Origin of the sequence: Streptomyces spectabilis, from assembly GCF_008704795.1 — a bacterium.
GTDB classification, from domain to species: domain Bacteria; phylum Actinomycetota; class Actinomycetes; order Streptomycetales; family Streptomycetaceae; genus Streptomyces; species Streptomyces spectabilis.
Genome location: NZ_CP023690.1, coordinates 7,744,822 through 7,758,166, shown reverse-complemented (window position 1 = coordinate 7,758,166; position 13,345 = coordinate 7,744,822). Strand labels below are relative to the sequence as shown.

At 75.0% G+C, this 13,345-nt stretch carries 11 protein-coding genes; 6 read left to right on the top strand and 5 right to left on the bottom strand.

Annotation, left to right across the window (positions count from 1 at the left end; translation table 11 throughout):
• Positions 1-24: 24 nt before the first annotated feature.
• The 4 genes from CP982_RS33780 to CP982_RS33765 all read right to left on the bottom strand — a co-directional run bounded on the left by CP982_RS33780 (position 25) and on the right by CP982_RS33765 (position 5,523).
• On the bottom strand, positions 25-2,670 hold the full coding sequence (locus tag CP982_RS33780; protein WP_150513930.1) for an ATP-binding protein: 2,646 nt from the start codon (positions 2,668-2,670) through the stop codon (positions 25-27).
• 192 nt (positions 2,671-2,862) lie between these two features.
• Positions 2,863-4,020 (bottom strand): acetyl-CoA C-acetyltransferase, encoded by a 1,158-nt coding sequence (locus CP982_RS33775; RefSeq protein ID WP_150513929.1) that lies wholly within the window; start codon positions 4,018-4,020, stop codon positions 2,863-2,865.
• A gap of 45 nt (positions 4,021-4,065) precedes the next feature.
• Positions 4,066-4,680, bottom strand: coding sequence for a TetR/AcrR family transcriptional regulator (locus CP982_RS33770; protein ID WP_150515850.1), 615 nt, complete (start codon positions 4,678-4,680; stop codon positions 4,066-4,068).
• 60 nt (positions 4,681-4,740) lie between these two features.
• Positions 4,741-5,523: an SDR family oxidoreductase gene (locus CP982_RS33765; protein ID WP_150513928.1), complete on the bottom strand. Its 783-nt coding sequence runs from the start codon at positions 5,521-5,523 to the stop codon at positions 4,741-4,743.
• A gap of 115 nt (positions 5,524-5,638) precedes the next feature.
• On the opposite strand from CP982_RS33765, the gene CP982_RS33760 reads away from it, so the two are divergent.
• The 4 genes from CP982_RS33760 to CP982_RS33745 all read left to right on the top strand — a co-directional run bounded on the left by CP982_RS33760 (position 5,639) and on the right by CP982_RS33745 (position 10,532).
• Positions 5,639-6,895 (top strand): acyl-CoA dehydrogenase family protein, encoded by a 1,257-nt coding sequence (locus CP982_RS33760; RefSeq protein ID WP_150513927.1) that lies wholly within the window; start codon positions 5,639-5,641, stop codon positions 6,893-6,895.
• On the top strand, positions 6,895-7,893 hold the full coding sequence (locus CP982_RS33755; RefSeq protein ID WP_150513926.1) for an acyl-CoA dehydrogenase family protein: 999 nt from the start codon (positions 6,895-6,897) through the stop codon (positions 7,891-7,893). Before CP982_RS33760 ends, CP982_RS33755 begins: the two co-directional genes overlap by 1 nt.
• A 337-nt stretch (positions 7,894-8,230) precedes the next feature.
• The gene (locus CP982_RS33750; protein ID WP_150513925.1) at positions 8,231-9,424 is read left to right on the top strand and encodes an anhydro-N-acetylmuramic acid kinase; all 1,194 of its coding nucleotides are present in this window, start codon (positions 8,231-8,233) and stop codon (positions 9,422-9,424) included.
• Positions 9,425-9,533: 109 nt separating this feature from the next.
• Complete coding sequence (locus CP982_RS33745) at positions 9,534-10,532, top strand: DUF2510 domain-containing protein (RefSeq protein ID WP_150513924.1); 999 nt, start codon at positions 9,534-9,536, stop codon at positions 10,530-10,532.
• Between the two features lie 146 nt (positions 10,533-10,678).
• Here CP982_RS33745 and CP982_RS33740 read toward each other — a convergent pair whose 3' ends face one another.
• Positions 10,679-11,353 carry a TetR/AcrR family transcriptional regulator gene (locus tag CP982_RS33740; RefSeq protein ID WP_150513923.1) on the bottom strand — a complete coding sequence of 225 codons (675 nt, stop codon included), beginning with the start codon at positions 11,351-11,353 and terminating at the stop codon, positions 10,679-10,681.
• A 157-nt stretch (positions 11,354-11,510) separates the two neighbouring features.
• Between CP982_RS33740 and CP982_RS33735 the strand changes: the two genes are divergently transcribed.
• On the top strand, positions 11,511-12,395 hold the full coding sequence (locus CP982_RS33735; protein WP_150513922.1) for a phosphatase PAP2 family protein: 885 nt from the start codon (positions 11,511-11,513) through the stop codon (positions 12,393-12,395).
• Entirely contained in the window at positions 12,392-13,312 is a 921-nt protein-coding gene (locus tag CP982_RS33730) for a DMT family transporter (RefSeq protein WP_150513921.1), read from the top strand. The genes CP982_RS33735 and CP982_RS33730 overlap by 4 nt, the downstream gene beginning before the upstream one ends.
• The last annotated feature ends 33 nt before the right edge of the window (positions 13,313-13,345 follow it).

The window sequence follows — 13,345 nt, the reverse complement described above, 5'->3', positions numbered from 1 at the left end:
GCCCCGGCACCCTCCACAAAAGCGCTAGACCCCGGCAAGGAACCGCTCAGCCCGGGCGGCCAGCCCATCGGCCCCGCAGCTGCGCGCCAGCGCGAGCCCGCGCTCCAGCTCCTCCACGTCGCCCGAGGCGATCCCGTACTCGACGCGCGCGACCGCGTGTTCGTACGCGCAGGGCGAGGCCTCCAGATAGGTCACGGCCTTCGCGTACAGCGCGACGGAGCGCGGGCCGGAGGCGAGGGCGGCCTCGCACCGCAGCGCCTCGCCGATCGCCGTGTCCGTGCCGAACCGCTCGGCCTGCACGCGCGCGTCGGTGACCACGTCGGCGGCGCGCCGCGGGTCCTCGTCGGCGAGGGCCCGCGCAAGGTCGTACGCCCACGGCGCGAGCACCGTGTTGTACTGGCCGCGCGCCGTCAACGCCTTGGCGGTGGCCTCCAGTTCGTTGAGCCCTTCCTCACGGCGGCCGAGGGCCAGCAGGAGCCTGCCGCGTACGGACATCGCGTCCGGGACGTAGATCGTGGAGGCGTTGGGCGGCGCGAAGCCGTAGTGGTCGGCGACGGAACTGGCCTGCTCGGCGTGGCCGCGGGCGAGCAGCGTGTCGATGAGCATGCTGGCCGCTTCCCAGTGCATCGGGAGGCCGCCCTGGCCCACGCGGTCGGCGAGCCGCAGGCTTTCGCGCAGCGACTTCTCGGCGTCCCGAAGGCGCCCGCGCCTGCGGTAGACGTAGCCGAGGAAGGCGTGTGCGAGCGCGAGGTGGCCGCCGCTCCAGCCCGCCGTCTCGTACGCCTTGACGGCCTCGGTGAACAGGCTCTCCGCGCGGTCGAGCCGGTCGGCGAAGGCGTACGAACCGCCGAGCATCAGGCGCAGTTCGAAGCTCCACTCGGCGTCGGTCCAGCCGAGTCCGGGCGCCAGGCGGCCGTTGACGAGGGCGCGGTCGCAGAGCTCGACGACCTCTTCGGCGTTCTCGCCGCGGGTCATCGCGTCGAAGGCGCGCAGGATGAGCAGCGCGCGCTCGGCGTTGTCCCGCCCGGACAGGGGTCCGGCGAGCGCGGCGAGCCGGCGGGAGCGCCCCGGGGAGTCCTCCTCGCCCGCGTGGGTGCCCTCCCACATGAAGTGCACGGCCTGCAGCCGGAGCCGGTCGGTGCCCGCGGGGAGGCGGGCCGCCTCCTCGGTGATGGCGCGCAGGCCCTCGCCGAGCTGGTCGTTGTGTACGAGGGCCTGTGACAGGCGGCACACGGCGTCGACGCGCAGATCCTGGCTCAGGCCCCGCATCGACAGGGCCTCACGCAGGTGCCCGATGGTGGTGACGGGCGAGGTGAGCAGGGTGGCGCAGCCGAGTTCGTAGAGCACGCGCGCGTGCACGGCGGGCCGGGGCGGCTCGCGCAGGGCCCGTTCGAGACAGCTCCGGGCGGCGTCGGGCGCGCCGACGGCGAGGTGCTCGGTGGCGGCCTCGCGCAGCTGCTCGACGAGTTCGGGATCGTCGTCCGGGATGACTTCGAGCAGGTGCCGGGAGGCCGCGGCGGCGCCGCGCCCGGAGCGCGTGACGGCCCAGGCGGCCCGGCCGTGCATCGCGGTGCGGGTGGCGGGCGGGATGGACTCGTACACGGCGGAGGCGATCAGCGGGTGCACGAACTCCAGGCCCTCTTCGCCGCCGGTCACGATGCGGGCGGCGCGCAGCCGCTCGGCGCACTGCTCGGCGCCGTCGCGGGGCAGTCCCGCGAGGGACGCGGCGAGGTCGACGGAGATCGCGGAGCCGAGGATCGCGGCGGCCCAGGCGAAGCGGGTGACGTCGGTGCCCAGCTCTTCGAGGCGGGCGACGAGGCCGCGGCCGCGGGCGGAGCGGTTGAGGGCGCGCAGTTCGGCGGCGGAGCTCTCCACCGGTTCGAGCTCGGTGTCCTGCACCTTGGCGAGGAGTTCCACGGACTCGTACGGATTGCCGCCGGTGACCGCCCACACCTCGCGGCAGAACGGGGCGTCCGCGTGCTCGCCGAGCGTGGCGCGGGTGAGCCCGGCCGCGGCGTCGGGGGTGAGGGCGCGCAGCTGGGTCGCGGGGCGTGCCGCCGCGCCGATGCGCGCCAGGTGGCGGGCGCTGTCGCCGCTGGCCTCGCCGGGGCGGTGGGCGACCACGACGAGCACCGGCAGGTCGTCCAGGCGCTCGGCGAACGCGGCGAGCCAGCGCAGCGTCTCCTGGTCGGCCCAGTGCGCGTCGTCGACGAGCAGCACCAGCGGCCAGTAGAGACGGGAAAGGCGGGAGACCACCGCGACCAGGCCGTCGCACACGGCCTGCGGCTCGGGCCTCCCGCCGCCGGGCTCGGCTATGCCGAGGGCGGGGCCCGCGATCTCGTACCAGTCGCCCAAATACTCACGGGCCTCGTCGGGGGAGAGGGCCACGAGGGCGGGCTGGAGGAGCTGTCGTACGACATTGAAGGGGACGGACTTGAGGGTCTCGCCGCCGCGCGCGGCCCACACGGTGGCCCGGCCGTGGGCGATGCGGCGCACTTCGGCCATGAGCGCGGTCTTGCCGATGCCGGCGTCACCGCTGAAGACGAGCAGACCGCCCTCGGTCGTCATGTCCGAGCACAGCCCGGACACGGCCCGCTCGGCCGCGCCGATTTCCTCGTCGCGCTCCCACAGCGGGGCCCAGGTGCCACCTCCGGGCCGTCCCTGCGTCATCGCGCTACCTCCCGGGATCGCTCAATCGACGTACAGGACTTGAGACTAGCCGGGCCGGGGCCGTCGCGGAGCGAGGTCCGCTCAGCTACTCCCGCACGGGTGACAGACGGTCATATGCCAGGCCACCTGGGGAGTACGGGTGCGGCGCGTCCGCACGGCGCCCGGGACGGGGTGGGGCGGCGGGCCGCGCGGTCACAGCCGTTCGATGACGGTGACGTTGGCCTGGCCACCTCCTTCGCACATCGTCTGGAGGCCGAACCGGCCGCCGGTGCGCTCCAGTTCGTGCAGCAGCGTCGTCATCAGGCGGGCGCCGGTGGCACCCAGCGGGTGACCCAGGGCGATGGCACCGCCGTTGACGTTGACCCGCTCCGGGTCGGCGCCGGTCTCCCGCAGCCAGGCGAGGACGACGGGCGCGAACGCCTCGTTGATCTCGACGAGATCGATGGCGTCGAGCGTCATGCCGGTCTTCTTCAGGGCGTGCGCGGTGGCCGGGATGGGAGCGGAGAGCATGCGGATCGGGTCCTCGCCGCGCACGGAGAGGTGGTGGACACGGGCGCGGGGCGTCAACCCGTGGTCCCGCACCGCCCGTTCACCGGCGAGGAGCAGGGCGGCGGCGCCGTCGGAGACCTGAGAGGAGCAGGCGGCGGTGATGCTGCCGCCGTCCATGACGGGCGGCAGAGCCGCCATCTTCTCCAGGCTCGTGTCACGGCGCGGGCCCTCGTCGGCGACGACGTCCCCATGGGGCACGGTCTCGCGGTCGAAGCGGCCTTCGTCGGCGGCGCGGAGGGCGCGCCGGTGGGAGCGGAGCGCGAACTCCTCCATCTCCTGGCGGGATATCCCCCACTTGTCGGCGATCGACTGGGCGCCGTGGAACTGGTTGACGGGCCGGTCCCCGTAGCGGGCGCGCCAGCCCTCGCTGCCCGCGAAGGGGCCTTCGGTGAGGCCGAGGGGCTCGGCCGCCTGGCGGGAGGCGAAGGCGATGGGGATCATCGACATGTTCTGCGTGCCGCCCGCGACGACGAGGTCCTGGGTGCCGGAGAGGACGGCCTGCGCGGCGAAGTGCAGGGCCTGCTGGGAGGATCCGCACTGTCGGTCGACGGTCACTCCGGGCACCTCTTCGGGGAGTCCGGCCGCGAGCCAGCTGGTGCGGGCGATGTCCCCCGCCTGCGGTCCGACCGCGTCGAGGCAGCCGAAGACCACGTCGTCGACGGCGGCGGGGTCGACGCCGCTGCGCTCCATGAGCGCGGTGAGCACGTGGGCGCCGAGGTCGGCGGGGTGCGCGGCGGCGAGGCCGCCGCCGCGCCTGCCGACGGGGGTGCGGACCGCCTCGACGATGAAGGCCTCGGCCATGGCTGCGTACTCCTCGCGTGACGGGCGCCGCGCGGCGGCGCGGGGCTAGGCGCGGACGGCGATGCCGTCCAGGACCATCGACAGGTACTGCCGGGCGATCTCCTCGGGGCTGTGGCCGCCGCCGGGCCGGTACCAGGACGCGGCGACCCAGACGGTGTCGCGCACGAACCGGTAGGTGAGGCGGACATCCAGGTCGGCGCGGAAGACGCCGTCGGACACGCCCCGTTCGAGCGTGGTGAGCCAGGTCTTCTCGAAGCGCCGCTGGGACTCCAGGAGGTACTCGAAGCGGGTCTGGGTCACCAGGTGCCGGGACTCCTTCTGATAGATCGCGACGGCCGCGCGGTGCCGGTCGATCTCCCGGAAGGACTCGGTGACGAGGGCCTCGAGGGTCTCGCGCGGGCCGAGCGGCGCGGCGAGGACCGCGTCGTACCCGTCCCACAGCTCGGTCAGGAACGTCCGCAGGATCTCTTCGAGCATCGACTCCTTGGAGTCGAAGTGGTAGTAGAGGCTGCCCGCGAGCATGCCCGCGGCGTCCGCGATCTTCCGGACGGTGGTGGCGTTGTACCCCTGCTCGGCGAAGACCTCCGCGGCGATGCCGAGCAGTTCGGCGCGGCGCTCGGGCGAGGGCGGCGCCGGGGGCTTCTTCTGCTTGCGGGCCACCGGGGACGTGGCTGGGCTCTGGGTCGGCTGTTTCTGGGTCGGCACGGGATCATTCTCCGCCTAGGGGTGCTGGCTGCTGACCGAGACCGTCTCGCCCGTCATGTACGAGGAGTAGCCGCTGGCGAGGAAGACGATCACGTTGGCTATCTCCCAGGGCTCGGCGGGCCGTCCGAAGGCCTCGCGCGCGGTGAGCTCGTCGAGCAGGTCCGCGGTGGTGACCTTGGCGAGATGGGGATGCAGGGCGAGGCTCGGCGCGACCGCGTTGACCCGGATGCCGTGCGGGGCGGCTTCCAGGGCGGCGCAGCGGGTGAGGGCCATGACACCCGCCTTGGCCGCCGCGTAGTGCGCCTGGCCTTCCTGGGCCCGCCAGCCGAGCACCGAGGCGTTGTTCACCAGGACGCCGCCCGTGCCGGTGGCGCGCAGGCGGCGCAGGGCTCCACGGGTGCAGCGGAACGTGCCGGTCAGCGTGGTGTCGACGACCTTGTGCCACATGTCGTCGGTCATGTCCGTGAGGGCGGCCGTGCCGCCCAGGCCCGCGTTGTTCACGACGATGTCCAGGGCGCCGTGGCGCCGCTCCGTCAGGTCGAAGAGCGCGGTCACGTCGGACTCGTCGGTCACGTCGCAGCGGACGCCGTCGACGCGGTCGGGGCCGAACTCGTCCGCGAGCGCGGTCACTGCCTCCTTGGTCCGGCGGGCGTGGGCGTCGCCGATGACGACGCGGGCCCCCTCCTCCAGGAAGCGGCGGGCCGTGGCCGCGCCGATGCCCGCGCCGGCCGCGGCGGTGACGACGGCGGTGCGGCCGGTGAGCAGACCGTGGCCCGGCACGTAATCCGGCGCTGCCATGAGCGAATCCCCCGATCGTGTGCTCGACGGCTGACCTTCCTCACGATAATCTACCAAACACTTGTTAGGGAAGAGCGGACGGACGGCAGGGCGGGCGAGAGACGGGAGCAGGGGGATGGACCTCGACTTCACCCCGGAGGAAGAGCAGTTCAGACTGCGGGCGCGCGCCTGGCTCGCCGCGCACGTCCCGCGCGCTCCGCTGCCCTCCCTCGAGACCGAGGAGGGCTTCGCCGCCCATCGCGCCTGGGAGGGCACGCTGGCGGCGGACCGCTGGTCGGTGGTGTCCTGGCCCGAGGAGTTCGGCGGCCAGGGGGCCGACCTCGTCAAGTGGCTCCTCTTCGAGGAGGAGTACTACGCGGCGGGCGCCCCGGGCCGCGTCTCGCAGAACGGGATCAGCCTCCTCGCCCCCACCCTCTTCGACCACGGCACGCCGGAGCAGCGCGCCCGGGTCCTTCCGCCGATGGCGCGCGGCGAGGTCGTCTGGGCCCAGGCCTGGTCGGAGCCGGAGGCGGGTTCCGACCTCGCGTCGCTGCGCTCCACGGCCCGGCGCGCCCCCGGCGGCTGGCGGCTGAGCGGGCAGAAGACGTGGTCCTCGCGGGCCGCGTTCGCCGACCGCGCCTTCGGGCTGTTCCGCAGCGACCCGCGCGCGGAGCGGCCGCACCACGGCCTCGCGTACGTCATGTTCCCGCTCGACGCGCCCGGCGTCACCATCCGCCCCATCGGCCGTCTCGACGGCAGGCCCGCGTTCGCCGAGGTCTTCCTTGACGACGTGTTCGTCCCCGACGACGACGTGATCGGCGCCCCCGGCGACGGCTGGCGCATCGCCATGTCGACCACCGGCGACGAGCGCGGTCTGGCCCTGCGCTCCCCCGGCCGCTTCCTCGCCACCGCCGACCGGCTGGTCCGGCTCTGGCACGCCCATGGCGACCCCTCCGACACGGCGCTGCGCGACCGGGTCGCGGACGCGGTGATCGGCGCCCGCGCGTACCAGCTGTTCACCTGGGCCAACGCCTCGCGGTCGGCGGCCGGCGAGAAGCTCGGCGCGGAGTCCAGCCTGAACAAGGTCTTCTGGTCGGAGTACGACATAGCGGTGCACGAGGCCGCGCTGGATCTCCTGGGAGCGGACGGGGAGTTGACGGACGACGGCGAGCGCCTCCCTCCGAGACCCCCCGACGCGTCATCGCCGGACCCGACGTCACCGGACCGCACGTCACCGGACCCGACGTCGCCGGACCCCGCCCCGACGGACCCGGCGCCCTGGACGGAGGGGTACGTCTTCTCCCTCGCCGGCCCCATCTACGCGGGGACGAACGAGATCCAGCGCGACATCATCGCCGAGCGCCTGCTCGGCCTGCCCAAGGGACGGCGCTGATGAGGTTCCTTCTGGACGACGAGCAGCGGGCGTTCGCCCGGACCCTCGACGGCGTGCTGAAGGCGGCGGACACGCCCGCGGTGGCACGGGCGTGGGCCGCCGGGGACCACGCCCCGGGGGCCGCGGTGTGGCGACGGCTCGCGGAGGCCGGAGTGTTCACCCTCGCGGCACCCGAGGAGTACGAGGGCGCGGGGCAACTGCCCGTCGACACCGCCGTCGCCTTCGTCGAGCTGGGACGGCACGCCGTTCCCGGGCCGCTGGTCGAGACCGTGGCCGCGGCGGCGCTGCTCACCCGACTCGCCGCGCTCGGCGTGCCGGGGCCCGCGAAGCGGCTGCTGCCGTCCCTGGTGACGGGCGAGGCGCGGGCGACCCTCGCCCTTCCCGGCACCGGGCCGTACGTCCTCGACGCGGACGCCGCCTCCCTCGTCCTCGCCGTCGACGCCGGGCGGGTGCGGCTCGCCCCCGGGCACGCGCGCGTGCGGGCCTCCCTCGACCCGGCGCGGCGGCTCGCCCGGCCGCTGCCCGGCGGGGAGGTGCTCGCGGCCGGGCCCGCGGTGGAGGAGGCGGCGCGGTGCGCCCTGCGCTGGGCGGCGCTCACCACCGCCGCGCAGTGCCTGGGCGTGGGGTGCGCGCTGCTCGACCGGACGGTGACGTATGTGAGGCAGCGGACGCAGTTCGGGGTGCCCGTCGGCTCCTTCCAGGCGGTCAAGCACCGGCTGGCCGAGGTGCTGGTGGGCCTCGAGTTCGCGCGGCCGCTGGTGTTCGGCGCCGCGGTGTCGCTCGGCGACGAGGAGGCCTGGGGGGACGTGGCCGCCGCCAAGGTCTGCGCGGCCGAGTCCGCGTACCGCTCGGCGCGGGCCGCGCTCCAGCTGCACGGCGCCATCGGATACACCTCCGAGTACGACATATCCCTCTGGCTCCTCAAGGCCCGCGCCCTGCGCGGCGCTTGGGGCGGCACCAGCCAGTGGCGCGCCCGGGCGGTGCCGCCGCCGACCTGATCTCACAGGCGCGCCGACGCGGCGAAAGGGGGCACGCGGCGGCGCGGGGCGCGAGCGGACGCGCGGGGGAAATCAAGCCGGTCCGACGACGGCGGACGGGCGCGTCGGGGCATCGGCGGGGCGGGCCCGGCGGCGTCGGGAAGCGGGCGGGCGGTCAGGGAAGGCTTGGCTGCCTTGAGGTTGTGCGCGGGCACGGACGCACGGGGAATGGGCGGACGAGTGGGGCGAATTGAGCCTGGGGGGCCAGGGCGGTTCGGTGGGGCCCGGCGCGGTGGAGGCATAGTGGGAGGGACCGGGCCCGGCGCACGGTCTTGCCGAACCGGAAAGAGGAGACTTCGTGCGTGTGATCGGCCTGATGTCCGGTACCTCCTACGACGCCATCGACGCCGGGGCCGTCGACCTCGCGCTCGACGGCGACCACCTCGTCATGACCCCCTTGGGCCTCATCAGCCGCGGCTACGACGACGCGCTCCGCTCGGCCCTGGCCACCGCCCTGCCCCCGGCGGCCACCAGCCTCGCCGACGTCTGCCGCCTCGACACGCTCATCGGGCAGGCCTTCGCCGCGGCGGCCGTGGAGGCGGACAGGGAACTGTGCGACGGCCGCGCCGAGTTGGTGGCCTCGCACGGCCAGACCGTGTACCACTGGGTGACGGACGGCCGGGTGCGCGGCACCCTGCAGATCGGTCAGCCCGCGTGGATCGCGGAGGCCACGGGCCTGCCGGTGGTCGCGGACTTCCGCCCGCGCGACGTGGCCGCGGGCGGCCAGGGCGCCCCCCTGGTGAGCCTGGTCGACCAGATGTGGCTGCGCGGCAGGCCGGGCACGCCCGTGGCGCTGAACCTGGGCGGGATCGCCAACATCACCGCCCCGGACGGCACCGCCTTCGACACGGGCCCGGCCAACGCGCTGATCGACACGGCGGTGCGGGAGCTGACGCCTCAGGGCCGCGCGGCCCATCTGCCGTTCGACAGGGACGGCGAGCTGGCCGCGCGCGGCACCGTGCACGAGGAGCTGCTGGCCCGGCTGCTCGCGGAGCCGTACTACGCGCTGCCCGCGCCCAAGACGACGGGCAAGGAGCTGTTCCATCCGGCGTATCTGCGCGCGGCCCTCGCGGACTTCGGGCCGCTGGGAGCCGAGGACGTGGTGGCGACGCTGACGCGGCTCACGGCGGTGACGGTCGCCGACGCGGTGCGCGCGGCCGGTGCCACGGAGGTGATCGCCTCCGGCGGCGGGGTCCGCAATCCCACGCTCATGGCCATGCTGCGGTCCGAGCTGGGCACGGCCGTGCCGGTCCGCGGCTCCGACGAGCTCGGCCTCCCGTCGGCGGCCAAGGAGGCGTACGCCTTCGCCGTCCTGGGCTTCCTGACGGCCCACGGCCTGCCCGGCACCGTGCCGACGAGCACCGGAGCGCGGCACCCGAGCGTGCTCGGCTCCCTCACCCCGGGCCGCACCGGACTCCGGCTGCCGGGCCTCACCGGAGCACAGGACACACAGGCGCCGACCCGGTTCGTGGTGAACGGGCACGCGCGATGAGATGAGGCGAGCGGCGCCCCGGCCACCCCGGCGCCTCCGGGCATGAGTTGGCCGGTTTCGGCGGACCCCTCTCATCGGGCTTTCAGGCGGTGCCCATACGCTGACGCCCATGACGCACGCGACTCCTCCCGGCTGGTATCCGGACCCCGGGCAGACCCCTGGCGCCCCGCCGTCCGAGCGGTGGTGGGACGGGAACACGTGGACGGATCACGTCCGTGCGCCGGGCGGCAGCGGCCTCCCCGCTCCCGGCTACCCCACCACCCCGGGCTACCCGGTCCCCGGCCACCCCCAGCAGCCGCCGGGCCCGCCGCGGCGCCGCATACGTACGGCGATCGGCGTGGGCATAGCCCTCGCGGTGCTCGCGGGCATCGGCGGCGGGGTCTACGCGCTGACCGCCGACGACGATGACGACAAGGACAGCGCCAAGCCGCCGTCCCCGTCGGCGCCTTCGAAGCCGGGCCCGCAGGACGACGGCGGCAGCGAGGGGCCCGAGGACTCCCCCTCGCCCGGCCCGTCCGACGGTCCCCGGACCGAGGAGGGGTACGCCACCGACACCGCCAGCGGCATCAGCCTGCCCGTCCCCGACGGCTGGGACGGCCAGTCGGGCGGCGCCGGCGCGGGCGTGACGACCGGCAAGTACCCCTGCCCCGGCGACTCCGCCAAGCAGTGCGTGCGCGGCGGCGCCTTCTCGACGCCCGCGCTCCGTCTGAAGGTCACCGCGTCGACCCCGGAGGCGGCGGCCAAGGCCGACATCAAGAAGAACGCCGAGGAGGCGTACGGCGGCACGATCTACGGCGGTGCCCCGAAGTCGCACGACCAGCTCGCCTCGAAGGCGGTCACGGTGGCCGGGCAGAAGGGCTATCTGGTCCGCTGGAAGGTCGACTCGCGCAAGGGCCCCGACGGCTACGTCCAGTCGCTCGCGTTCAAGTCCCCCGCTGACGAGATGACGATGGTCCTCGTCCGCTTCGGCATCGACGTCCACGACGACGCCCCCGCCGTGTCGTCCATGGACGAGATCACCAAGGGGATCAAGAAGGCCCGCGGCGGCGGGGGCGGGGGCGGCGACGGACAGCAGGTCCACGCGCCGACGAGCGCCCGGGAACGGTAGCCGGTGGGCGGCAAGCGGTAGGAAGCACCGTCGGGCGGGCCGGGTACACCCGGCCCGCCCGGCGGTGAGGGCGCGCCGCCCCCGTCCCCACGGTGCGGCGCGTGCGGGCCCCGGTGCGGTCATCCCCCGCACCCGGGCCCACGTTCTCAGTCGGCGGCGCCGCCCGCCGCGACCCCGTCCGCCGGTCCGGGGCCGGGTGCCACGAGGCCGAGCCCCGGCAGCAGCACCGCGTCGACGAACCGCGTCAGATACTCCGCGTCCGCGTTCTTGCCCTCCAGCATCGGCCGCACCCGCAGCACGCCGAAGAGCTGCGCGGCCACGAACTCCGTCGACGGGTGGTCCGCGGGCAGCTCGCCGCGCTCCACGCCCCGCCGGACGATGGCGTCGATCGCCTGCACCTCCGGCTCCACGAGCGCCTCGCGCAGTGCCCGCTGGAGGTCCTCGTCCTGCTGGACGGCGTGGCTGAGCGCCTGCACCAGCATCGTGTCGCGCTCGCTCCACGCGGCGGCCGAGCGGGCCGCCTCCCGCAGGTCACCGGCCACCGAGCCGGTGTCGATGCCCGCGAACCGCACACACCGGTTGGCCCGCAGCGCGGCGGCCACGAACTGGGGCTTCGTCTTCCACTGGCGGTAGAGCGTGGACTTGCTGCACCGGGTGGCGGCGGCGACGCCCTCCATGGTCACGGCCTCGTAGCCGCACTCACGGAGCTGGTCGAGGACCGCGTCGTAGAACTCCTGCTCGCGCTCGGGCGTCAGCTTGGAGCGGCGCGAGGCGGACGGCTTGCCGCACACGTGCTCACGTACCGGTTCCCGCGACGTCATGGCTCTTCACTCCTCGGTGCGGCGGCCGGCCCCGCCACCTTATCGATACGCCAGTGTACCGGTACGCTTCCGTTTCGGTACACTGGCGTATCGATGTGTGCGTTCAGGGGTGCCCACATCACCGCACCACCCAGTCGTCACGTAAAGGGGCCGGGGCATGGAAGCCCGCGAATCCCGCACCGAGGCCGCCGAAGGGGAGCCCGGGATATCCCCGGGGCCGCCGAGGACAGCCACCGCACCGCCGGTCGAGCGCGCCGCCGCCCGGCCGCCCCTCGTCCGCGAGCTCCTCCTCGTCGTGGGGCTCTTCCTCGTCTACAAGTTCGGCAGGCAGCTCGCCAACGGCCACACCGGCGAGGCGCTGCGCAACGCGCGCCGCGTCTGGGACGCCGAGCGCACCCTGCGGCTGCCGGGCGAAGGCCTCGTACAGGACGCGCTGCTGCACGGCGACGGCGTCGTGCACGTGGCCAACACCTACTACGCGACCGTGCACTTCCCGGCGACGCTGCTCTTCCTGGTGTGGCTCTATCTGCGCCGGCCCCGGCACTACGTGTGGGCGCGGCGCGTGCTCGCCGTGCTCACCGCCGCCGCGCTCGCGCTGCACCTCGGCTTCCCGCTCGCGCCGCCCCGGCTGCTGCCGACGGCGCACCTGGTGGACACCGCGCAGGTGTACGGGCCGTCCGTGTACGCGGCGAAGCCCGCGGCCGACACCATGGCCAACCAGTTCGCGGCGATGCCGTCGCTGCACTTCGGCTGGGCCCTGATGCTGGCGATCGGCCTGATCGTGGCGACCCGCTCCCGCTGGCGCTGGCTGTGGCTGCTGCATCCGCTGATCACGCTCCTGGTGATCGTCGGGACGGCCAACCACTACTGGCTCGACGCGCTCGCGGCCGCCGCGCTGCTCGGCATCGCGCTCGCCGTGCTCCGGCCGCCGCGCCCGGCGCGTTCGCGGGTGGTACGCCGCTCCGTGCCCGCGGCGTCGCCCGCCGCCCGGCCCACGGCCCCGCCCGCCGCCGACCTCGTCGGCTCCGGAGCCGGGCGGTGAGCGCCACCCTGCTCGCCGTCGCGCTCTCCCTGGTGTCGGCCGTGGCCTACGCCACCGCGGCCGTCGCCCAGGAGCGGCTGGCCGCGCGCCTCACGGACGGCGGGCCCCGGGTGCTGCGGCTGCTCGGCAGCGGAGCGTGGTGGGCGTCCGTCGGGCTCAACGCCTCCGCCGCGCTGCTGCACGTCGCGGCCCTGAAGTACGGGCCGCTCACGCTGGTGCAGCCGCTCGGCGCGCTCACCCTGGTCGCCGCCGTGCCGCTGGGCGCGCGCCTGGCCGGGCGGCGCGTCACCCGCCTGGAGTGGCGGGGCACGGGACTCACGCTGATCGGTCTCGGGACGCTGCTGCTCACCGCGTCGGGCCCCGCGCCCGACGACACGCTGTCGCTTCCGGAGGCCCTGACGGTCGCCGCGGTGACGGCCGCCGCCATCGGGGTGCTCTCCCGGCGCGGCGCCCGTCCGGGCCTCCGGCACGCGACCGCGTCCGGCTTCGCGTCGGGCGTCGCCTCCGCGCTCACGCAGACCGTGACGGTCGCGGCGACCGACGCCTCCGGGCCCCTGCTCAGCGCGCGGGTCGTGGTCGTGGCGCTGCTCGTCGCGGCGTTCGCCGTCGGCGGTCTGTTCCTGTCGCAGACGGCGTACCGCGGCGGCCTGGGGGCACCGCTCGCCGTGGTCACGCTCGCCAACCCGGTGGCCGCGTCCGCGATCGGCGTCGCGCTCCTCGGGGAACGGCTGCGGGGCGGCGCGGGCGGGGTGTTCCTCGCGGCGGCGGGCGCGGCGCTCGCCGCGTACGGGGTGGTGCTCCTGACCCGGACGCCGCGGGGCCCCGCGCCCGCCCCCGGCTCCCTGCCGTCGATCCCCGGCCAGCCGGAAGCCGCGGAGGCGGTGGCCGGGGAGGCGCTGCCCGCGCGGCGCGGATAGGCCCGCGGACGAGCCACCCGTACGCACGGAAGC